This is a genomic window from Streptococcus sp. VT 162 (genome assembly GCA_000688775.2).
GTDB lineage: Bacteria > Bacillota > Bacilli > Lactobacillales > Streptococcaceae > Streptococcus.
Window position 1 is genome coordinate 719,782 of sequence record CP007628.2, and the last position, 23,673, is coordinate 743,454.

Annotated in this window: 21 protein-coding genes; 20 read left to right on the forward strand and 1 reads right to left on the reverse strand. The window is 40.3% G+C overall.

Features of this window, described 5'->3' with window-relative positions:
• The first annotated feature begins 8 nt into the window (after positions 1-8).
• The 13 genes from V470_03440 (at position 9) to V470_03500 (ending at position 14,279) form a co-directional block, all read left to right on the forward strand.
• Positions 9-1,292, forward strand: a complete 1,284-nt coding sequence (locus tag V470_03440) for a 3-phosphoshikimate 1-carboxyvinyltransferase (protein ID AHZ47491.1) — start codon at positions 9-11, stop codon at positions 1,290-1,292.
• On the forward strand, positions 1,285-1,761 hold the full coding sequence (locus tag V470_03445) for a shikimate kinase (GenBank protein AHZ47492.1): 477 nt from the start codon (positions 1,285-1,287) through the stop codon (positions 1,759-1,761). The genes V470_03440 and V470_03445 overlap by 8 nt, the downstream gene beginning before the upstream one ends.
• Positions 1,758-2,606, forward strand: a complete 849-nt coding sequence (locus tag V470_03450; GenBank protein AHZ47493.1) for a prephenate dehydratase — start codon at positions 1,758-1,760, stop codon at positions 2,604-2,606. The genes V470_03445 and V470_03450 overlap by 4 nt, the downstream gene beginning before the upstream one ends.
• Positions 2,603-3,898 carry a LytR family transcriptional regulator gene (locus tag V470_03455; protein ID AHZ47494.1) on the forward strand — a complete coding sequence of 432 codons (1,296 nt, stop codon included), beginning with the start codon at positions 2,603-2,605 and terminating at the stop codon, positions 3,896-3,898. Before V470_03450 ends, V470_03455 begins: the two co-directional genes overlap by 4 nt.
• Positions 3,899-4,390: 492 nt before the next feature.
• A complete protein-coding gene (locus V470_03460; GenBank protein AHZ47495.2) occupies positions 4,391-4,771 on the forward strand; it encodes a hypothetical protein in 381 nt (126 codons plus the stop codon).
• Entirely contained in the window at positions 4,768-5,991 is a 1,224-nt protein-coding gene (locus tag V470_03465) for a triacylglycerol lipase (protein ID AHZ47496.1), read from the forward strand. The genes V470_03460 and V470_03465 overlap by 4 nt, the downstream gene beginning before the upstream one ends.
• Positions 5,973-6,383 (forward strand): hypothetical protein, encoded by a 411-nt coding sequence (locus tag V470_03470; protein AHZ47497.1) that lies wholly within the window; start codon positions 5,973-5,975, stop codon positions 6,381-6,383. The genes V470_03465 and V470_03470 overlap by 19 nt, the downstream gene beginning before the upstream one ends.
• Positions 6,384-6,386: 3 nt before the next feature.
• The gene (locus V470_03475; protein AHZ47498.1) at positions 6,387-6,680 is read left to right on the forward strand and encodes a hypothetical protein; all 294 of its coding nucleotides are present in this window, start codon (positions 6,387-6,389) and stop codon (positions 6,678-6,680) included.
• 174 nt (positions 6,681-6,854) lie between these two features.
• A complete protein-coding gene (locus V470_03480) occupies positions 6,855-7,691 on the forward strand; it encodes a 2-C-methyl-D-erythritol 4-phosphate cytidylyltransferase (GenBank protein ID AHZ47499.1) in 837 nt (278 codons plus the stop codon).
• Positions 7,688-8,656 (forward strand): capsular biosynthesis protein CpsI, encoded by a 969-nt coding sequence (locus V470_03485; GenBank protein AHZ47500.1) that lies wholly within the window; start codon positions 7,688-7,690, stop codon positions 8,654-8,656. The genes V470_03480 and V470_03485 overlap by 4 nt, the downstream gene beginning before the upstream one ends.
• A 21-nt stretch (positions 8,657-8,677) precedes the next feature.
• Positions 8,678-10,837: a lipopolysaccharide cholinephosphotransferase gene (locus tag V470_03490; GenBank protein AHZ47501.1), complete on the forward strand. Its 2,160-nt coding sequence runs from the start codon at positions 8,678-8,680 to the stop codon at positions 10,835-10,837.
• A 57-nt stretch (positions 10,838-10,894) separates the two neighbouring features.
• Complete coding sequence (locus V470_03495) at positions 10,895-11,707, forward strand: lipopolysaccharide cholinephosphotransferase (GenBank protein AHZ47502.1); 813 nt, start codon at positions 10,895-10,897, stop codon at positions 11,705-11,707.
• A 43-nt stretch (positions 11,708-11,750) separates the two neighbouring features.
• Positions 11,751-14,279, forward strand: a complete 2,529-nt coding sequence (locus tag V470_03500; GenBank protein AHZ47503.1) for a choline-binding protein E — start codon at positions 11,751-11,753, stop codon at positions 14,277-14,279.
• Positions 14,280-14,325: 46 nt separating this feature from the next.
• On the opposite strand, the gene V470_03505 is transcribed toward V470_03500, so the two are convergent.
• Positions 14,326-15,804, reverse strand: coding sequence for a virulence factor MviN (locus V470_03505; GenBank protein ID AHZ47504.1), 1,479 nt, complete (start codon positions 15,802-15,804; stop codon positions 14,326-14,328).
• Positions 15,805-15,926: 122 nt separating this feature from the next.
• Between V470_03505 and V470_03510 the strand changes: the two genes are divergently transcribed.
• The 7 genes from V470_03510 to V470_03540 all read left to right on the forward strand — a co-directional run bounded on the left by V470_03510 (position 15,927) and on the right by V470_03540 (position 23,658).
• A complete protein-coding gene (locus V470_03510; GenBank protein AHZ47505.1) occupies positions 15,927-16,667 on the forward strand; it encodes an adapter protein mecA in 741 nt (246 codons plus the stop codon).
• Positions 16,668-16,814: 147 nt separating this feature from the next.
• On the forward strand, positions 16,815-18,101 hold the full coding sequence (locus V470_03515; protein ID AHZ47506.1) for a homoserine dehydrogenase: 1,287 nt from the start codon (positions 16,815-16,817) through the stop codon (positions 18,099-18,101).
• Between the two features lies 1 nt (position 18,102).
• Complete coding sequence (locus V470_03520; protein AHZ47507.1) at positions 18,103-18,972, forward strand: serine kinase; 870 nt, start codon at positions 18,103-18,105, stop codon at positions 18,970-18,972.
• Positions 18,956-19,135, forward strand: a complete 180-nt coding sequence (locus tag V470_10610; protein AJZ74448.1) for a hypothetical protein — start codon at positions 18,956-18,958, stop codon at positions 19,133-19,135. Before V470_03520 ends, V470_10610 begins: the two co-directional genes overlap by 17 nt.
• Positions 19,136-19,185: 50 nt before the next feature.
• Positions 19,186-20,124 carry a peptide methionine sulfoxide reductase gene (locus V470_03530; protein ID AHZ47508.1) on the forward strand — a complete coding sequence of 313 codons (939 nt, stop codon included), beginning with the start codon at positions 19,186-19,188 and terminating at the stop codon, positions 20,122-20,124.
• Between the two features lie 59 nt (positions 20,125-20,183).
• The gene (locus V470_03535) at positions 20,184-21,908 is read left to right on the forward strand and encodes a multidrug ABC transporter ATP-binding protein (GenBank protein AHZ47509.1); all 1,725 of its coding nucleotides are present in this window, start codon (positions 20,184-20,186) and stop codon (positions 21,906-21,908) included.
• Position 21,909: 1 nt separating this feature from the next.
• Positions 21,910-23,658 (forward strand): multidrug ABC transporter permease, encoded by a 1,749-nt coding sequence (locus V470_03540; GenBank protein AHZ47510.1) that lies wholly within the window; start codon positions 21,910-21,912, stop codon positions 23,656-23,658.
• Positions 23,659-23,673 lie beyond the last annotated feature (15 nt).

The following is a 23,673-nucleotide window of genomic DNA, read 5'->3' on the forward strand; positions in this document are numbered from 1 at the left end:
GGTCAACTATGAAACTAAAAACAAACATTCGCCACTTACATGGCAGTATCCGGGTTCCAGGTGACAAGTCTATCAGCCATCGTTCGATTATTTTTGGAAGTTTGGCTGAGGGCGAGACTAAGGTTTATGATATTCTGCGTGGAGAGGATGTGCTTTCAACCATGCAGGTTTTTCGTGATCTTGGTGTAGAAATTGAGGATAAAGATGGGGTTATCACCATTCAAGGTGTTGGCATGGATGGCTTAAAAGCGCCACAAAATGCCTTGGATATGGGGAATTCTGGCACCTCGATTCGCCTGATTTCAGGTGTCCTTGCTGGTGCAGACTTCGAAGTAGAGATGTTCGGAGACGACAGTCTTTCTAAACGTCCTATGGATCGTGTGACGATTCCATTGAAAAAAATGGGGGTTAGCATTTCGGGGCAAACGGAGCGAGACCTGCCCCCTCTTCGCTTAAAAGGGACGAAAAATTTAAAACCGATTCACTATGAGTTGCCAATTGCCTCTGCTCAAGTCAAGTCTGCCTTGATATTTGCAGCCTTGCAGGCTCAGGGGGAGTCCGTTATTATCGAGAAAGAATGTACTCGTAACCACACCGAAGATATGTTGCAACAATTTGGTGGCCATTTAAGTGTAGAAGGCAAGAAAATCACAGTTCAAGGACCACAAAAACTGATCGGACAAAAGGTAGTTGTTCCAGGAGATATTTCCAGTGCAGCCTTTTGGTTGGTCGCTGGTTTGATTGTTCCAAACTCTCGTGTAGTACTGCAGAATGTGGGCATCAATGAAACTCGTACTGGTATTATTGATGTCATTCGCGCCATGGGTGGAAAACTAGAAATAATTGAAATCGATCCTGTCGCTAAATCAGCAACACTGACTGTCGAATCTTCAGACCTCAAAGGAACGGAGATAGGTGGATCCTTGATTCCACGCTTGATTGATGAATTGCCTATTATTGCCCTTCTAGCGACCCAAGCGCAAGGTGTAACGGTCATTAAGGATGCTGAGGAACTCAAGGTAAAGGAAACCGACCGCATTCAAGTGGTGGCAGATGCCTTAAATAGCATGGGAGCGGACATCACTCCTACAGCAGACGGGATGATTATCAAAGGGAAATCAGCCCTTCATGGCGCTAGAGTCAATACGTTTGGTGATCACCGAATTGGAATGATGACAGCTATTGCAGCCCTCTTGGTTGCGGATGGAGAAGTGGAACTTGACCGTGCTGAAGCCATCAATACCAGCTATCCTAGCTTCTTTGATGATTTGGAGAGCTTGATTCATGGCTAAGGTATTACTTGGATTTATGGGGGCAGGCAAGTCGACAATCGCTAGAGGCTTGGACCCAGACTACATCGATATGGATACCTTAATTGAGGAACATTTGGGCATGTCCATTGCGGATTTCTTCGCTGAAAAAGGAGAAGTGGCCTTTCGCCAAGTAGAGTCAGAAGTCCTAGCTGACTTACTAAAAACTGACCGAGTTGTGTCAACTGGCGGAGGGGTTGTCATTTCTCAGCGAAATCGTGACTTGCTTAAAACCAATCCTGATAACATCTACCTAAAAGCAGATTTTGAAACCCTCTACCAACGTATCGCAGCTGATAAGGACAATCAGCGCCCGCTCTTTCTTAACAAAAGTAAGGAAGAACTAGCAGCTATTTTCCATGAAAGACAAGCTTGGTATGAGGAAGTAGCCAGTCGGGTTCTAGATGTGACCAAGTTAAGCCCAGAGGAAATTATAGAGGAACTGAGATGAAAATTGCCTATCTAGGTCCCAAGGGATCTTTTTCGCATCATGTTGTGCAGACAGCTTTTCCCAAAGAGAAATTGCAGGCTTTTGCCAATATCACAGATGTCATCAAGGCCTATGAACAGGGCTTGGTGGACTATTCTGTGGTACCAGTTGAAAACTCCATTGAAGGTAGTGTCCATGAAAGTTTGGATTACCTTTTTCACCAGGCTCGCATCCAAGCAGTTGCAGAAATTGTTCAACCCATTCACCAGCAGCTGATGGCAGTTCCAGGTCAGTCAAAAATTGAAAAGATCTTTTCTCATCCTCAGGCTTTGGCTCAGGGAAAAAAATTCATCGATGAACACTATCCAGAAGCCAAAATTGAGGTAACAGCCAGTACCGCCTATGCAGCTCGATTTATTTCAGAACATCCAGATCATCCTTATGCAGCTATTGCTCCTAAAAGTTCAGCTGAAGAATATGGCTTGGAATTAATTGCAGAGGATATTCAGGAAATGGAAGCCAATTTCACACGTTTTTGGGTGTTAGGGGCAGAGATACCGAAGGTTCCTTTGAACTCACAAGCTGAAAAAATGAGTTTGGCCTTGACCTTACCAGACAACCTACCTGGTGCTCTTTACAAGGCACTTTCGACTTTTGCTTGGAGAGGGATTGACTTAACAAAGATTGAAAGTCGCCCCCTTAAAACAGCCTTGGGAGAATACTTTTTCATTATCGATGTAGACTATAGTGACAAAGAACTGGTTCATTTTGCAAGACAAGAACTAGAAGCTATTGGGATCCAGCACAAGATACTGGGAACCTACCCGATTTTTACCATAATTGATTTAGAAAAGGAGAGTCAATGAGCAAAGAAAATCCTTTAAGTCATCACGAGCAGTTACGTTATGACTATCTCTTCAAAAATATTCATTACCTCAACGACCGTGAACGGAGGGAGTTTGATTATCTGCAACAGAAGATGGCAGGTCCCAAGTCTGAAGTTCACCATTTCTACCAAGAAGAAAAAGAAGAATCTTGGGGTAGAGACATTGACCTTCCGACTTATGGCAGTAGAAGTCGGTCTAAGAAACGTGAAAAGGTAGCTCCTCAACCTAAAGTCAAAAAGAAAAAGAGAAGAATTGGCTTCAAACGAATATTGACTTGGTTCTTGCTGTTGATTACATGTGTGGCTGCAGGGATGATTTTCATGTTTCTTCGAGGGTTCCAGTCAGCAGCCAATCCAACAAATAAACCAGCTGACGCCAAGGCAGCTCAAGTAGAGGTCTTTAACGGTCAGGATACCAAAGATGGTGTGAATATCCTAGTCATGGGGACAGATGGCCGTATCGGTCAAAATAGTGCAGAAACCCGTACCGACACAATCATGGTACTGAATGTCAGTGGATCGGATAAGAAGATCAAACTAGTCAGCTTTATGCGTGACAACTTAGTTTATATCGACGGGTACAGTAAGATTGTAAATGGCCAGAAACAGACGGATAACAAACTAAATGTTGCTTATGAACTTGGGGAACAAGAAGGGCAAAAAGGTGCTGAAATGGTCCGCAAGGTTCTAAAAGACAACTTTGATTTGGATATTAAGTACTACGCCCTGGTCGACTTCCAGGCCTTTGCAACAGCTATTGATACCCTCTTCCCTGACGGAGTAACGATTGATGCTCAATTCTCAACATTGAATGGTCAACCTTTGACAGAAGCCACAGTTGGAGATGACCTTCATGCAACAGAGACAGAATCGCCAACCCAAACCATCAAAGTTGGAAAACAGCAGATGAATGGATCCACCTTGCTCAACTACGCTCGCTTCCGTGATGATGATGAGGGAGACTATGGCCGTACCAAACGTCAACAACAAGTGATGTCAGCTGTTCTTGAGCAAATCAAAGATCCAACCAAGCTCTTTACGGGATCAGAGGCACTTGGAAAAGTCTTTGGCATGACATCAACAAATCTACCATATAGCTTCTTGTTGACCAATGGCTTATCTGTCCTAGAAGGTGCTCAAAATGGCATTGAAAGACTCACTGTCCCAGAACTTGGTGACTGGGTAGACGCTTATGATATCTATGGTGGACAAGGACTTCTAGTTGATCAAAATAAATACCAGACCAAACTCGCCCAAATGGGAATGAGATAGAATGCTTTTATTAAGAAAACTCAAAAGAACTTAGTAAAAATTATATTCCAAATATAAAAAAGAGTATTTCTGAAATGGAAATGCTCTTTTTATGTTATATAGTGGTTTCCAAAACCACATTCATTATATTCTAACTTGAAATCCTTTTAAGAAATTTGTTAAGAGAACATGACAAAGTGAAGGTTTTTGAATCGAGACCAAACGAAAAATTTGTATCAACAGTTTTTTAGTTGATGAAAAGAATTTTTTGCGTACCACTAGATTTTTAACTACCTGATGAATCTTCAATTTGACTATAAGGGTAATAATATAATGCTTGTGGTATACTATAAGTAAATCAGCGCATGACATATTTGTAAAATACCATAAAGGAGATGCCATGAAGTCATTAAAAATTATAGGAATCACATTAGCTAGTTTGTTGGTTATCGTTGGACTAAGCGTAGGGGGATATAAAGTAATGAAACAAGTAGAACACGATGAGATGGAAAAATTGTAGGAATTGTTTTAGCTAGTTTGTTGGTTATCGTTGGACTAAGCGTAGGAGGATATAAAGTAATGAAAAAAGTAGAACAAGACGAGATGGTTAGAATTGTAGAGAGTGAGGAAGTCAAAGAAATAATAGAGGATTATTTAAATTACATAGATGGGAAAGCTTTTACAAATAAAGGAGTAATCCAGTCTTATGAAATAGATACAGAATCTATTCAACATAATCCTATGGGGGGAATAAATTTTTCTGTTTATGTAAATGAAGATAATGAACTGTATGTAAGGTATACCCTAGAGAAAAACTCGCAAACAAATAAGGTAGATTTTTCCAGTGGGGGATACTCAGGGAAATTGCACAATCTGATAAAGGAGAAACAATGAGTAGAGATTACAGTGATCACGAGCGACAAAGTATAGCAAATGAGGAGTATTCAGTCTATGAACCCAGTGATCCTCTGACTATTAAAAATGATAAAGGAGAGCTAGAAGACATCGGCACAGTCCGTCAGGTGATCGAAAACGAGACAGGATTGAAGGTTTACGTAGTTGAGAGTCCAGACAATTCTGAAGTGTCTGTTCTCTATGAAGGTTCTAAAGCGCCATTTGAAGAAGGATGGGAAGTGGATTGGCTTGAAAATGACCTTCCCATGGCTCAGAGTATTTTGAAAGGTGAAGAAGGAGTTACCTCTCAGTTGAAGGCGGCTGCCTCTATCTTAGATGATATAATGTTGGGATATCCAAACGCTAAAATCTCAGTTTATGGTCACTCTCTTGGTTCTATGAATGCCCAATACGCCCTAGCTAATGTTAGGGACATTTCACGTATCTCAGGAGCTTATATCTACCAAGGACCGAATATCTATCCAGTCTTGAACAAAGAGCAACGGCAACGTGTGGATGCTATAAAGTATCGTATTCATAATTACATTGATGATAAGGATATGGTTCCTTTAGGTTATCCTGAAAATAGAATGGATAGTGTCGGTGTAGTAGGTATCATGTATCATGTGGACTCGGAACAGCAGTTAGATTTTATTTATTCTCAACACATGTGGGGCGGTTATGTTTTTAATGAGGATGGTAGTCTCAGAATCAAAAAAGATACCTCATCTTTTGAAAAACGTTATTCTTCTGTTTTGGATAAGGTTTCCAGTGGCTTATATTACTACGCAAAGGCTAAAGAGGCATTGGCTTCAGGTGGTTATACGAGTGGTGAGGAACTCTTTTTAGACTCCGAACATGCCTTAACGATTTCATCGGGATTGCATGAAGTCGCGAATGATGGTCAGGAAGAGATTCGCTCCATAGTTCGTAAAGCTCACCAAAAAGCAGAGAAAATAGTAGCGAGTACCTATCAAGTTCCTTTTGGTTTTATTTTGTCACCTACAGAGGTGGCGACAGCCTATTCTGATGGAGGAGTATCTCGTACGACAATCGTAGATGATCTTGATCATTATTTCTATCCAAAAATCAAAAAAGCAGAAAAATTAGCTGAAGATTTTCAAAGTTTAGAAAAACAAATAGCAGATGGTGTCCAAAAGACATTAGATAACGATAAAGAGTTAGCAGGGAATTTTAAAGAATGGATGAAAATCAAGTAATCTGGGAGGAATTAAGAACAAAGCAAAACAATCTAGATTTATTAGATGAACGCAATCGCTCTATTCGCCAACAAAGAGAAAAACAATATGAAGACCTTCAACAAAAACGGAATCAATTGTTACATATGTTGGAGAGAAAGTACCAGATGGTCCAACATGTCTTAGGACAAGTGGATGTGGATACTACTGAAGAAAGAGAACGGTTAAACAGAATAGGTTCGCACTTTAGTCAGACAGTATCCATGGGATTTACAAGAAATCAGCGCGCTTTGGAGCAAAGGTTTGAAAAAGAAGAGATTGAGTATAGACAAGAACGACGAAAATTAGAAGATGATATAGATGCATTACATCGTCAAAAGATGAAACTCAATCAAGAAAAAAGGAAGGGATAATCTATGTTTGATGGAATGATTAATGACTTCTTCTCGGGAATGAATAATAATATGACTGAGATTGAGAAGGGACTAGAACGTTTACTAATCAGCCATATCTATGCACCAGTTAAATTGAATGAGCGTAATAATTTGATGTCTGATGGGGATATCAAAATCAAAACAGAAGCGGAAGCAACGAAGACAGCACTGGGGATGATTTCTAGTCAAATCGATACAACGATGAAGGGTCCTTATTCAACAAAGGTTGTTGAGACTTTGAAGACGAAAGAAAAAGATTATGATGCGATTGTGTAGAGAAAAAATTTTCCCCTTTGGAATGAGATAGAACACTATAAAAAAATCAAAGTTTGAATCACCAGTGAAAAAGTGGTTTAGGCTTTGATTTTTCTTAGTATCTGATGGATTTTTAGGGCGTTTTTATGGTATAATAAAACGATATAACTCGTTATTGGACAGAAGAGGAGAGACATGAGTGATTTGAAAGCGATTCAGGCTCGTAGTCTGGAAATGGCTGAATATTTCGTCGCATTTTGTAAAGAACATGATTTGTTGTGCTATCTCTGTGGTGGAGGAGCCATTGGTGCCCTACGTAACAAAGGTTTCATTCCTTGGGATGATGACCTAGACTTTTTCATGCCACGTAAGGACTATGAAAAATTAGCAGAACTATGGCCTCGTTATGCAGATGAGCGTTATTTCTTGTCAAAGAGTAACAAAGATTTTGTAGACCGTAACCTTTTTATTACCATTCGTGACAAGGAAACTACTTGTATCAAGCCTTATCAGAAGGATTTGGATTTACCACACGGTTTGGCCTTGGATGTGTTACCATTGGATTATTATCCTAAAAATCCAGCTGAGCGTAAGAAACAGGTTCGTTGGGCCCTGATTTATTCACTCTTTTGTGCGCAAACTATCCCAGAAAAGCATGGTGCGGTCATGAAATGGGGAAGTCGCATCTTACTCGGCCTGACTCCAAAATCTCTACGTTATCGCATTTGGAAAAAAGCTGAAAAAGAAATGACCAAGTATGGTCTGGCTGAGAGCGATGGAATTACGGAATTATGCTCAGGTCCCGGCTACATGCGAAACAAATACCCGATCGCATCCTTTGAAGACAATCTTTTCTTGCCATTTGAAGGAACTGAGATGCCCATTCCAGTCGGTTATGATGCCTATCTCAGCACTGCTTTTGGCGATTATATGACACCACCACCAACAGACAAGAAGGTACCGCATCATGATGCTATTATAGCGGACATGGACAAGAGCTACACAGAGTACAAGGGAGAATATGGAGCATGATGGGAGAAAAAATAAGCGTTATCGTTCCAGTCTACAATGTAGAAGCCTATCTGGAGCGATGTGTGGAGTCGATTCTTCAACAGACTTATGCCCATTTTGAGTTAATCCTAATCAATGATGGTTCTACTGATTCCAGTGGACAGATCTGTGATCACTTAGCGTCTCAGTATGAGAATATCAAGGTTTATCATATCGAAAATGCTGGTGTTTCAAATGCTAGAAATATGGGAATTCAGCTAGCGACGGGTTCTTGGGTTACCTTTATTGATAGCGATGATTTCGTTACCCAGGATTACCTAGCTACTTTAGCAAGTGCAGCTGAAGGGTTGAATGTAGGCTTTGTAATTGCTCCTCTGCACCATATCAAAAACGGAATTGTAACAGACCTACCTTCACATTCAGAAAAAACAGAACTCTGGTCAACAGAAGAAACCATGAAGGAACTACTGATGACTACCAGAACATCATTTTTTCCAGTCGCAAAACTGTTTAAGAGAGACCTGCTTGCGGATGAAAAGTTTAATACCAATTATCACCTAGCTGAAGATGCCTTGTTTTTAACTGAATTGCTACTAAAGACAAGATGCAGTTGCGTATTTATTGACAAACCTGTTTATTATTATGATCATCGTGAGGGAAGTGCAACAACATCTGTTAATCGATATGTATTTGACACAATAGAAGTTTATAAGCAAATAATTGCTCAAGTTTCACAAGCCTTCCCTAATTTAAAATACGAATTAATAAATAGAGAGTGTTGGTCGTACATCACAGTTTACGATAAAATTATCTTTACTTCACGTGAAGAGTATCAAAAGGAGAAAGCCGAGCTGAGGAATTGGATTGTTCAGCATCGACGCGAAATATGGAAAGATGCTTATTTCACCACTTTTCGCAAGGTAGCGATCCTTTCACTTGTCATTTCTCCATGGCTATATAAGAAAATTGTTGGATTAAAAAACTAATATCATGAGAAGGAGTTGAAAATGAATTTTTCAAAAATGGATGAATACTTTGAAAAATCAAAACTATGGATTGCGTATCTATTTGTTTTCATTTCGATTTTAAGTATGAGTTCACTGGTTTATAAGATAGCAAATCCCCTCTACAAGGGATTATCAGCGATTGTAGTGTTTTATATTTGCTATACCTTATTGTTTAAGTGGAAAGAAATCACGGTAGATCGCAAATTTCTATCCTTATTTGGACTCTTAGCTGGAAGTCATCTGCTATCAGCTATTTTCAATCGCTCTGGACATCTGATTGGAAATGTGATTGAAATCCTCTTCATGGTAACCTATGTTTTATTATTTACCATGTTACAATCAGGGCAACTTAAAAAATTATTTGACTGGATTGCCTATACGGTTCAAATTGTATCTTTTTCTTCAGCAATTTTTGCGTTTGGTTTATTGATAAGTAGAGTCCTCATCCTATTTAAGATTGGTGAACAATCTTATTACTATGGTGTCATGAACGGCCGTCTGTGGGGGATTGTCAATCCAAATGCTAGTGCGATATTTTCATACATTAGCATTATTTTGGCTATGTATTTGATCCATAAAGGAAGTAAATATTCTGTTTATCTTAAACTGAACAATGTGATTCAATTCGTTTACTTCGCAACGATGCAAAGTCGAGGAGCCTTACTTTCTTTACTTCTCATGATTGGACTCTATAGTTTCTTTGCTACTAGAGGAAGTATCGTTAAACGATTCCTCACTTTTATAGTTGCTGGTTTGCTGATTACTGCAACTAATATTGGATTAAGCTATGTAACTTCAATCTATATCTCATCTGAAACTGCGACTGTCTTAGATTTAAACAAAGGACAATCCTATGCTGAGACAGATTCATCTGTTACTAAGAAAAACGGTGAGCTCCATCTGATCGAAACAACACCAAGTGGTAGAACCTATATCTGGAAAAATGCCATCAAGATGGGAAGTGCCAAACCAATTTTTGGTTATGGTGTACGAAACGTTCCAGATTATTACGCAGAATATTTCAGTAAATTTGAGATTCAAAACTCCCTTATCGGTGGGAATTTCCATAACATTTTTGTGACCATATTTGTCAGTTCGGGAGTTCTAGGTTTGGTATCCTTCCTTCTTGTACTGGCTTATGTCATCAAGCGCTTTTTAACGTATTTGATTGTTTCCAAGAAAAATACTGATAAATTGATCATGATCCTATTCTTTGGTATCTTGTTTGGTCAATTATTTGAAAGTCAGATTATGTATTCAACCAACTTTATTAATATCATCTTCTGGCTAGCGATTGGCTATGGACTCGTAGTCTGCAAACGGGATGAAGGAGTTCGGTACCAAGAAGTAACAGATGTCAATGAAATTCAACAGATGGAACTTGGAATCATGGAGTATATTCATGAAGTTTGTCAGAAAATTGGTGTCAAGTATTTCTTAGCATATGGAAGTCTAATTGGTGCTGTACGTCATCAAGGATTTATCCCTTGGGATGATGACATGGATATCTGCATGTTACGGGAAGATTATGAAAAGTTGCAAGACTACCTTATCACTAACCCTGATGAACGTTACGAGGTCATGTCTTATAAAAATAATCTCAACTATGTCTATCCCTTCATGAAAGTGCAGGATAACCTTACTTACTTGCTAGAAGAAGATGTTCGCATCGATTCGAATATGGGAATCTATGTAGATATTTTCCCTGTAGATGGCTACGAGGATGACGTAGAATTTAAAAACAAGATGACGAAACTGATAAAGAAACGTCAATTGAGTTGCTACACCTTTAAAGGCATTACCAATACGAAAAGTGTACTGAATTCACTGCTACGTTATGTGTCAGTTATTATTTTCTATTTTACCAATACGAACAAATACGTTGCCCAGATTGAGGAGCTTGCAAAATCCCGTAAAGTCTCAGATTATGAGCAGGTGGATTATCTTATCTACAAGGATATGAACAAACCAGTGTGGAGACGTGAATGGCTAGAACAAGTTACTACTGGAACATTTGAAGGTAAGGAATTTACCATTCCGAAAAATTATCATGAAATTTTGACCTCAGACTACGGAGACTATATGCAATTGCCACCGGTTGAACAAAGAGTATCTCATCATGATTTTAAATTATGGAAGATTGTTAAAAGGTCTAAATGACGGGATTGGGATTAAGAAACGTTTAAAAATATAGTCAAATTTAGGAGAATAGAACCTATGTCTGAAAGAACTTTAACTCTTGAAGAAATCAAGCAAGTAGAATTGGATATTTTAAAGTATCTACATGAGCTTTGTGAACAACATCAAATCAAATACTTTATTGATTTTGGAACCTTACTAGGAGCTGTACGCCATAAAGGATTTATCCCTTGGGATGATGATACAGATATTTCCTTGGCGCGTGATGAATTTGAAAAACTGTATAAGGTTTTACAAAATGAAAATCATCCCTACTACAAATTGATTTCATTCAGAGAAACAAAGGGATATCCATACAGTTATATGAGAGTCTATGATGTAAGGACTCGTCGAGATGCTAACCTCGTAGACCCAACGGTCGTATTGGGAACTTGCGTTGACATTTTTCCATATGATGGTGTCGTAACACAGGAAAGTGACCGTAAGAAAATGAAGCTCTACAAATATTTCATTCGCCTTTCTTCTTTGAATTTTAAAGGGATCAAGTCTGAGAATGGTGGACTTAAAAACCTCCCTCGTTATATGGGATCAGCTATTTTCCGCTTAACTTCCCCACAGCTATGGAATCAAAAATTAGAGAGCCTTGCTTTGAAGTATAGTGTAGATCAAGCAACAGATCTTACTTGTACTATCTATGACCCTTATTATCCAAATGGTATAAAAAAAGAATGGCTCTATGATTTGATTGATATGCCTTATGAAAACATTGTGGTCAAGGTTCCGAGAAAATACCATGAAATACTTGTCTACGAATTTGGAGAAAACTATATGACTCCACCACCTATTGAGCAACAAGTCCCAGGAGGGGATAAAAATTATTGGATTGATTAGATTTTTAAAAGTTGCTTATTGTTAAGATAAAGGAGTTTTCAAGGTGAAAAATAAATGGTTATTAAAATCAGTCAGCTATAGTGTTCTCGCATTCTTTCTATTACTGATTCAGTTATCGCAAGGAGTAGATGCAGATACCATCTCTGCAGGTTCGGGCAATCGTATCCATTTCATAAATACTAAAGCAAAATCTGGGAGTGATGCCATCCTTCTGGAAAGCAATGGTCACTATGCTTTGATTGATATGGGAGAAGACTATGATTTTCCTGATGGGAGTGACCCACGCTATCCAAGCCGCTGGGGAATTTCCATGAGAAATTATCAAGTATTGGAGGATCGATTGATTCGCCACTTGGATCAAATAGGTGTAAAAAAATTAGATTTTATTATAGGAACTCATGTTCATAGTGACCATATTGGTGGAGCAGACGAAATACTCAATCGATATCAAGTCGGTAAGTTTTATTTGAAAAAATATTCAGATGATCGGATCACAGCAAACTGGGGACTATGGGATAATCTTTTCAATTATGATAATGCTTTGAGAGCAGCTCAAAAACGAGGAGTTACACTTATCCAGAATATTTCAGATGAGGATAGTCATCTAAAATTAGGTGATATGGATATCCAACTCTACAACTATAAGAATGAATATGATGCTGAAGGGAATCTGAAAAAAGTTCGAGATGATAACTCCAACTCCATCGTTTCAGTGGTGACTGTGGCAGGAAAGAGAATCTATCTTGGTGGAGATTTGGATAATGCCGAAGGAGCAGAAGATAAGTTAGGTCCAGTTATCGGTAAGGTTGATATGATGAAATGGAACCACCATTATGATGCGACAATTTCAAATACGATTAATTTCCTTGAAAACTTATCACCAAAAATGATTATTCAGACAACTGGTGGAGATATTAATGTTGCTTCAACCAGACAATACCTTCAGAAGAAAAATATTCAGGTTCTTCATGCTGCTAGCCAAACTCAAGACGCTACCGTTTTTGATATTAGCGATAAAGGATTTGCAAATGTTTCAAATTCCTTCCCTAATATCCCTGTAGTTGACGAAAAATGGTATCAAGAAGATGGTTATTGGAAATATCGTTTGACTGACGGAGAAATGGCTATCGGCTGGAGAGAGATTGGCGGAGCCACTTATTTCTTTAATGGAAAAGGACAAATGCAAGCAGGTCGCTGGCTTCACCTTAACGACGACTGGGGAGAAAATGCCAAAGGGAATGATTACTATCTGAGCCAAAATGGTAAAATGCAAACTGGTGGTTGGTTCAAACTAGATGACTCTTGGTATTATATCCAATCAAATGGTGCTAGACGATTTAGCGAGCTCTCTGAAATTGGAGGGAAAAAGTATCTCTTTGCGGCAGATGGGAAGATGCTAACAGGACACCAAGTCTATAATGGCAAGAAGATGTTCTTTAGCGAAAGTGGTGCACTCCAAACAGCAGGTAAGCCTTCAACATGGCAAAAGATTGATTCAAATTGGTATTTCTATGATGAGGATGGGCTAAAGACCATCGGTAAAAAGAATATCAATGGAAGCACATACTACTTTAATCAAGAAGGTATCATGCAAACTGGCTGGGCATTTGTTGATGGTCACTGGAACTATTTTGCAAGTTCTGGAGCTATGAAAACCGGCTGGGTCAAGGATCAGGAAACATGGTATTATCTGGATAAAGATGGCATCATGTTAACTGGCAGACAAGATATAAATGGTGTTCGTTACTATTTGAATGCTAGTGGTGCCATGCAGACTGGCTGGAAGTGGCAAGACAATAGCTGGTACTTCTATACGAACTCAGGTGCTATGAAAACTGGTTGGTTGAAAGATAAAGAATCATGGTATTATTTGGATCCAGAAACAGGTATCATGGCTGTAGGATCTAAAGAGATTGACGGTAAGAACTATTTCTTCAGCTCTGCAGGTACTATGCAAGTTGGATGGCAGTGGTCAAATGATTCTTGGCATTACTACGCTACGTCGGGCGCACTCCAAACTGGTTGGTTGAAAGATGGTGATGCCTGGTATTATCTTGAAGGTAAGGAAGGCGTTATGTTAATCGGCCTCCATCAAGTAGATGGTAAGCAATATTACTTTAGCAAATCTGGTGCCATGCAAACTGGCTGGAAATGGTTTGATAATCATTACCGTTACTTTGAATCAAATGGAGCCATGAAAACTGGTTGGATAAAAGACAAAGGCGTCTGGTATTATCTAAATCCTGAAGATGGCATCATGTTGGTTGGCCTTCATAAAGTAAATGGTGATCATTATTACTTTGATGAATCAGGAGCTATGCAGACAGGTTGGAAACAGCTTGATGGTAATTGGTACTATTTCCAAGCTGATGGTTCTTTGTTGAAGAACGCAACAACACCTGATGGTTACAAAGTAAACGAAGAAGGTATCTGGAAACAGGCTGTTGCTGCTGTAAATAGCGAGGCAGTCAAGCCAGAACAGAAACAAGAAGCTAATTCCTCTATTGTTGAACAACCTAAACAAGATTCAAATCTAGAAGCCAACGCTTCGGAAAAGAAAGAAAACGAATAAAGAAGAAATCCCCTACTGGCAACTAATTTATCAGTAGGGGATTTTTTTAATTTCGTTTTAATTTAGCAAGTACAAGGTTCAGTGCATAGTGGAGTGTTTTGTCTTTGGTAATAAAGAGGGTCAAGAGGTAATAGATACCACAAGTTGCTACGGTAGACAGAACCATGAGAATCATATTGAAGTTTACTGTGTAGGAATTGATTTGGAAAATCATCTTGAAAATATAGAAGATTGGGATAAAACCAAGGGATATGAGGCTATAACGTGTTAAGGTTATAAAAATTTCTTTTAAACTAATCAGTTGGTGTTTCTTGATAAAATGAATTTCAAGTAAAACAACGATAGTTTCTGCGATAATGGTCGTAGCGATGTAATACTCAGGTGCAAAAATATTATTGAAATACAAGATGCTATTTAATAGTATATTGGCACCACCACCAAGGAAGTAGAAGGCTGTTAAGCGATTTTCATGGTCGTTGATAAAGATAATCTGTTTACCAAGAATCAACTCTATAGCCCAAATGATGGTACGAAAAGCGAAGACGCTAGTTACGATACCCGCTTCAAGATATTTTTCAGAAGAATAAATAACAGTTGCGTACCGTCCCAATATCATAATCCCGATACTAGTTGGAACCATAAGGAAATAGAATAAGGATGCCGCTTGATTCACGAGATAATTATAGGACTTGTAATCCTTTTTACCGAGATAGTAGCCAAGGCGTGGAATACTGACGTTGATAGCTCCACTCAAGACACTGGCAATCAACATGACGATACTATAGGCAATTGTATAATAAGAAATGTAGTTTTCATCTGGTCCCTTGGTGATAAACATTCTATCTAGCAAGGTATAAAGCATATTAGCATTTGCTAAGAGAAGCATAGTGAAGAGTGGTTTAGAAGCTTTAGCAAGTTCTACGAAACCGATCTTAACAAAAGAAACTTCTCTCTTGATCCAAAGAAAACTGAGCAGGTAGTTGAGGATAGTGGTCGCTGTCATAACGATAGCATAAGGAACAATATCATCTGCCGTTTTAACAAAGGCGAAGATAGCGACTAGCATGGTAATTCGAATAATTAACGTTTTATAGAGGATGAAGGCATAATTTTCATAAGCCTCGTTCATCCATTCGATATTGAGAAATTGGAAGAGTGCTTGAGCCCCTAGGATGTAGTAGAGGACTTTCAGATTCTCAATGCTAGTGTCAAAGAAGATAATGAGGAAGTAGATACCAGTGGTCAGGAGAGAGGTGAAAACCGAGATATAAAACAACTTAGAAAAGACGTAGTTGATTTTATTCTTGTCATCCTTGACCTTACTGATAGCTCGAATCCCGTAGTTGTATATCCCAAAGGCAGCTAGTGGAATAACGAAACTTGCCCAGGTATTGGCTGTATTGAAATAACCGTAGTTGGATTTGCTGAGAATCCGTGTCAGATAAGGATTGGTTATCAGTGGAAAAACGATATTGAGAATATTGACCAGCAAGCTGGCCAAGGCATTTACTTTTATATTTTTCATTGAACTTTCTTTCTTAAATCTAAAATCATATCTAGTATTATATCACATTCTCGCTTCATTCTTTTGATAAAATCGTAAAAATCTAGTATAATAGATAGACTGAAAGTATGAGGTTACTAGATATGAAGATGAAACAAATTAGTGATACAACACTGAAAATCACGATGACTTTAGATGATTTGATGGACCGAGGAATGGAGATTGCAGACTTTCTCGTTCCTCAGGAAAAAACTGAAGAGTTTTTCTATGCTATTTTAGATGAGTTAGAGATGCCAGACAATTTCTTGGATAGTGGCATGCTGAGTTTCCGCGTGACGCCAAAACCTGATAAGGTGGACGTCTTTGTGACCAAATCCAAGATTGACCAAAATCTGGATTTTGAAGATTTGGCGGATCTACCAGACATGGAAGAATTAGCCCAAATGTCGCCGGATGAATTTCTCAAAACCTTGGAAAAGAGCATTGCAGATAAAACCAAGGACGATATTGAGGCCATCCAATCTCTAGAGCAGGTCGAAGCAAAGGAAGAAGAGCAAGAGCAGGCAGACAAGGAGACTGAGAGTAAGAAAGAACCTTATATCTACTATATCCTGCGCTTTGCAAGCCTTGCTGACTTAGTTGCTTTTGCAAAGACGGTTAACTACCAGATGGAAACCTCTGAACTCTATAAGATGAATGGACACTACTATTTGACAATCTTAGTCGATGTGGAAAATCATCCAAGTCCATATCCGGCTTGGCTCTTGGCTCGTATGCGTGAATTTGCAGACGACAGTGACATCAGTCGTTCAGTCTTGCAAGAGTATGGGCAAATCTTGATCAATCACGATGCAGTTCTTAATTTGCAAAAGATTCGTTCATAAATTTCAAAATCAATTTTCATTTATCAAGAAAGACGAATCATGGGATTCGTTTTTTCTTTACCAGACTGAAATAGTGATTTACTATAATAGGAATTTTCATAAAATTCTGTTATAATGGCTATATCAGAAAATTTCTAGGAGACAAACATGACAGTTAAAATTGCTTTACTTGGATTTGGTACCGTTGCAAGTGGTGTGCCATTCCTACTAAAGGAAAATGGAGAAAAAATCGTTCAGTCAGCTCATTCAGAGATTGAAGTAGCCAAGGTATTGGTCAAGGATGAAGATGAAAAGAACCGCTTGCTTGCAGCAGGAAATGACTTTAACTTTGTAACCAATGTAGACGATATTTTATCAGACAAGGACATTACTATTGTAGTGGAATTGATGGGGCGTATCGAACCAGCTAAAACCTTTATCACTCGTGCCTTGGAAGCTGGGAAACACGTTGTTACTGCCAACAAGGACCTTTTGGCTGTCCATGGTGCAGAATTGTTAGAAATTGCTAAAGAGCATAATGTAGCACTTTACTACGAAGCAGCAGTTGCTGGTGGTATTCCAATTCTTCGTACTTTGGCAAATTCGTTGGCTTCTGACAAAATTACGCGCGTTCTTGGCGTTGTTAATGGAACTTCCAACTTCATGATGACCAAGATGGTGGAAGAAGGCTGGTCTTACGATGATGCTCTGGCTGAAGCACAAAGATTAGGTTTTGCAGAAAGCGATCCTACAAATGACGTGGATGGGATTGACGCAGCCTACAAGATGGTGATTTTGAGCCAGTTTGCTTTTGGTATGAAGGTTGCCTTTGACGATGTAGCCCACAAGGGAATCCGCAACATCACACCAGAAGACGTAGCTGTAGCCCAAGACCTTGGCTATGTAGTGAAATTGGTTGGTTCTATTGAGGAAACTCCTTCAGGTATTGCTGCAGAAGTGACTCCAACTTTCCTTCCTAAAGCACACCCACTTGCCAGTGTGAATGGGGTAATGAACGCAGTCTTTGTGGAGTCTATCGGCATCGGTGAATCGATGTACTACGGACCAGGTGCGGGTCAAAAACCAACTGCAACAAGTGTTGTAGCGGACATTGTCCGTATCGTTCGTCGCTTGAATGATGGCACTATTGGTAAAGACTTCAACGAATATAGCCGTGACTTGGTTTTGGCAAATCCTGAAGATGTTAAAGCAAACTACTATTTCTCAATCTTGGCACCAGACTCAAAAGGTCAGGTCTTGAAATTGGCTGAAATCTTTAATGCCCAAGATATTTCCTTCAAGCAAATCCTCCAAGATGGCAAAGAGGGTGACAAGGCGCGTGTAGTGATTATCACTCATAAGATTAATAAAGCACAACTTGAGAATGTTTCAGCTGAGTTGGCCAAAGCTTCAGAATTTGACCTCTTGAATACCTTCAAGGTGTTAGGAGAATAGGATGAAGATTATTGTACCTGCAACCAGTGCCAATATCGGGCCAGGTTTTGATTCGGTCGGTGTAGCTGTAACCAAGTATCTTCAAATTGAGGTTTGTGAAGAACGGGATGAGTGGTTGATTGAACACCAGATTGGCAAATGGATTCCCCATGACGAGCGTAATCTTTTGCTTAAGATTGCCTTGCAAATTGCGCCTGACTTGCAACCGAGACGCTTGAAAATGACCAGTGATGTTCCCTTGGCGCGTGGTTTGGGTTCTTCTAGCTCGGTTATCGTTGCTGGGATTGAACTGGCTAACCAACTGGGCAATCTCAACTTATCTAACCACGACAAATTGCAGTTGGCTACCAAGATTGAAGGACATCCTGACAATGTAGCTCCAGCCATTTATGGAAATCTTGTTGTTGCGAGTTCCGTTGAAGGGCACGTTTCTGCGATTGTGGCAGACTTCCCGGAGTGTGATTTTCTAGCTTATATTCCCAACTATGAATTACGCACTCGCGATAGCCGAGGTGTCCTTCCTAAGAAATTGTCCTACAAGGAAGCTGTTGCAGCTAGTTCTATCGCCAATGTGGCCGTTGCAGCCTTATTAGCAGGAGATATGGTGACAGCTGGCCAAGCAATCGAGGGGGACCTCTTCCACGAGCGTTATCGTCAAAGTCTGGTCCGTGAATTTGTGACGATTAAGCAAGTAGCCAAAGAGAATGGTGCCTATGCAACCTATCTTTCTGGTGCTGGACCGACAGTTATGGTCTTGGCTTCTCATGACAAGATGCCAGCGATTAAGGCAGAATTGCAAAAGCAGTCTTTCAAAGGCAAACTTCATGATTTGAAGGTTGATACCCAAGGTGTCCGTGTCGAAACAAAGTAAAGAAATAGAAGATAGGATGGGGAAAGTCTTGATTAAAGGGCTTCCTATCCTTTTTTTGAAAAGAAGTTTATACTCAATGAAAATCAAAGAGCAAACTAGGAAGCTAGCCGCCGGTTGCTCAAAACACTGTTTTGAGGTTGCAGATAGAGATGACGTGGTTTGAAGAGATTTTCGAAGAGTATTAGTTAAAAACTTGATAAAGGAGAAATAAAGATGGCAGAAATTTATCTAGCAGGTGGTTGTTTTTGGGGTTTAGAGGAATATTTTTCACGTATTTCTGGAGTGCTAGCAACCAGTGTCGGCTACGCTAATGGGCAAGTCGAAACGACCAATTACCAGCTGCTCAAGGAAACAGACCATGCAGAAACGGTTCAAGTGATTTATGATGAGAAAGCTGTGTCACTCAGAGAGATTTTGCTTTATTATTTCCGTGTTATTGATCCAGTGTCTATTAACCAGCAGGGGAATGACTGTGGTCGCCAATATCGAACGGGAATCTATTATCAGGATGAAGCAGACTTGCCAGCTATCTACACAGTGGTGCAGGAGCAGGAGCGCATGCTGGGTCGAAAGATTGTAGTAGAGGTGGAGAAACTTCGCCACTACATATTAGCAGAAGACTACCATCAAGACTATCTCAAGAAAAATCCTTCAGGTTATTGTCATATCGATGTGACCGATGCTGAGAAGCCATTGATTGACGCCTCAAACTATGAAAAGCCTAGTCAAGAGGTGTTAAAGGAAAGCTTAACTGAAGAGTCTTATCGTGTTACGCAAGAAGCTGCTACAGAGGCTCCATTTAGTAATGCTTATGACCAAACTTTTGAAGAGGGGATTTATGTAGACATCACGACAGGGGAGCCACTCTTTTTTGCTAAGGATAAGTTTGCCTCAGGTTGTGGTTGGCCAAGTTTTAGTCGTCCGATTTCTAAGGAATTAATTCACTATTACAAGGATTTGAGCCATGGAATGGAGCGAATCGAGGTTCGTTCTCGGTCAGGAAATGCTCACTTGGGTCATGTCTTTACAGATGGACCTCAGGAGTTAGGTGGCCTGCGTTACTGTATTAATTCTGCCTCCTTGCGCTTTGTAGCCAAGGATGAGATGGAAAAAGCAGGATATGGCTATCTATTACCTTACTTAAACAAATAAAACTGAGAGGGTGGGGCTTCCCACTTTCTTCATTTCCAGAATAAGAATAGAAGGGATTTATGAAACACTTACTATCTTACTTCAAACCCTACATCAATGAGTCGATTATAGCACCCTTGTTCAAGCTACTAGAAGCTGTTTTTGAGCTCTTGGTTCCCATGGTGATTGCTGGGATTGTTGACCAGTCCTTGCCTCAGAGAGATCAAGGCCATCTCTGGATGCAGATTGGCCTGCTCCTTATCTTTGCAGTGATTGGCGTTTTAGTGGCCTTGGTAGCTCAGTTTTACTCAGCCAAGGCAGCGGTAGGTTTTGCCAAGGAATTGACAAACGACCTCTATCGTCATATTCTTTCTTTGCCTAAGGACAGCAGAGACCGTTTGACAACTTCTAGCTTGGTGACCCGCTTGACTTCTGATACCTACCAGATACAGACTGGGATCAATCAATTCCTGCGCCTCTTTTTGCGAGCGCCTATTATTGTTTTTGGGGCTATCTTTATGGCCTATCGCATCTCAGCTGAGCTGACTTTTTGGTTTTTGGTCATGGTTGGTTTTTTGACAATCGTCATTGTCGGTCTCTCTCGACTGGTCAATCCTCTCTACAGTAGTCTCAGAAAGAAAACGGACCAACTGGTTCAGGAAACGCGTCAGCAATTACAAGGCATGCGAGTTATTCGTGCCTTTGGGCAAGAAAAACGAGAATTACAGATTTTTCAAACCCTTAACCAAGTTTATGCTAGATTGCAAGAAAAGACGGGTTTCTGGTCTAGTTTGTTAACACCTCTGACTTATCTGATTGTCAATGGAACCCTTCTCGTCATCATCGGGCAGGGCTATATTTCAATTCAAGGAGGTTTACTCAGTCAAGGTGCTCTTATTGCCCTTATCAACTACCTCTTGCAAATTTTGGTGGAATTGGTTAAGCTAGCTATGCTGATCAATTCTCTCAATCAGTCCTATATCTCAGCCAAGCGAATTGAGGAAGTTTTTACCGAAGCTCCAGAGGATATCCATTCAGAGTTAGAACAAAAGCAAGCTACCGGTGATCGGATTTTGCAAGTCAAAGAATTAACCTTTACCTATCCTGATGCGGCCCAGCCTTCTCTGAGAAACATTTCCTTTGATATGAATCAAGGGCAGATCCTTGGTATAATCGGGGGAACTGGTTCAGGTAAATCAAGCTTGGTGCAAGTCTTACTTGGTCTTTATCCGGCAGACAAGGGAAGTATTGACCTTTATCGAAATGGACGTAGTCCTCGTAATCTTGAGCAATGGCGGTCTTGGATTGCCTATGTGCCTCAAAAAGTCGAACTTTTTAAGGGAACTATTCGTTCCAACTTGACTCTGGGTTTCAATCAAGAAGTATCTGACCAAGAACTCTGGCAGGCCTTGGAGATTGCGCAAGCTAAGGATTTTGTCAGTGAAAAGGAAGGACTCTTGGATGCCCTGGTTGAGGCTGGAGGTCGAAATTTCTCAGGTGGACAAAAACAAAGGCTGTCTATCGCACGTGCAGTCTTGCGCCAAGCTCCATTTCTCATCTTAGATGATGCGACCTCGGCCCTCGACACCATTACCGAGTCCAATCTCTTGAAAGCTATCCGAGAGAATTTGCCAAACACGAGTTTAATCTTGATTTCTCAACGGACTTCGACACTTCGTATGGCTGACCAGATTCTCCTCTTGGAAAAAGGTGAGTTACTAGCTGTTGGCAAGCACGATGACTTGATGAAGACTAGCCAAGTCTATCGCGAAATCAATGCATCCCAACATGGAAAGGAGGACTAGCATGAAACGACAAACTGCAAACCAGACGCTCAAACGTTTGGCCATAGATTTAGCAAACCATCCTTTCCTCCTTTTCCTTGCCTTTCTAGGAACTATTGCCCAAGTTGGCTTATCAATTTACCTACCTATTCTGATTGGACAGGTCATTGACCAAGTTCTAGTGGCTGGTTCATCACCAGTTTTTTGGCAGATTTTCATTCAGATGATATTGGTAGTCATAGGAAATACTCTGGTACAATGGGCCAATCCTCTTCTTTATAATCGTCTAATCTTCTCTTATACCAGAGACTTGCGAGAGCGAATTATCCATAAGCTCCATCGTTTACCGATTGCTTTTGTGAACCGGCAGGGCAGTGGAGAGATGGTTAGTCGTGTGACCACAGACATAGAACAGTTGGCAGCTGGTTTGACCATGATTTTCAATCAATTTTTCATTGGTGTTTTGATGATTTTGGTTAGTATTCTAGCCATGCTCCAAATTCACCTCCTCATGACCCTCTTGGTCTTGCTGTTGACGCCGCTGTCCATGGTGATTTCACGCTTTATTGCCAAACGCTCCTATCATCTCTTCCAGAAGCAAACAGAGACGAGGGGAATTCAGACTCAGTTGATTGAAGAGTCGCTTAGCCAGCAGACCATTATCCAGTCCTTCAATGCTCAGACAGAGTTTATCCAAAGACTGCACGAGGCGAATGCCAACTACGCAAGCTATTCTCAGTCAGCTATCTTTTATTCCTCAACGGTTAATCCTTCGACTCGCTTTGTCAATGCGCTCATTTATGCTCTTCTAGCTGGAGTAGGAGCTTATCGTATCATGATGGGTTCAACCTTGACCATTGGGCGTTTAGTAACTTTTTTGAACTATGTTCAGCAGTATACCAAGCCCTTTAACGATATTTCTTCAGTGCTAGCTGAGTTGCAAAGTGCTCTCGCTTGCGCAGAGCGCGTCTATGCTGTCTTAGAAAGTCCAGAGGTGGCTGAAACAGGTAAGGAAGTCTTGACCAGTGACCAAGTTAAGGGAGCCATTTCCTTTAAGCATGTTTCTTTTGGATACCATCCTGAAAGGATCTTGATTAAGGATTTGTCTATCAATATCCCAGCTGGTAGCAAGGTAGCCATCGTTGGTCCAACAGGTGCTGGTAAGTCAACTCTCATCAATCTCCTCATGCGTTTTTATCCTATTAACTCGGGAGATATCTTGTTAGACGGTCGTTCTATTTACGATTATACCCGAGCATCATTGAGACAGCAGTTTGGCATGGTGCTCCAAGAAACTTGGCTCAAGCAAGTGACCATTCATGACAATATTGCCTTTGGAAATCCTGATGCCAGTAGGGAGCAGGTGATTGCTGCTGCAAAGGCAGCCAATGCAGACTTTTTCATCCAACAGTTGCCACAGGGATACGATACCAAGTTGGAAAATGCAGGAGAATCCCTCTCTGTTGGGCAAGCCCAGCTCTTGACCATTGCCCGAGTCTTTCTAGCTATCCCAAAGATTCTTATCTTAGACGAGGCAACTTCCTCCATCGATACACGGACAGAAGTGCTAGTTCAGGATGCTTTTGCCAAACTCATGAAGGGGCGCACAAGCTTTATCATTGCTCACCGTTTGTCAACCATTCAGGATGCGGATTTGATTCTCGTCTTGGTAGATGGTGACATTGTTGAGTATGGGAACCATCATGACCTCATGGCTAGAAAGGGCAAGTATTACCAAATGCAAAAAGCAGCAGCTTTTAGCTCTGAATAATCCTTTCTATTTTGC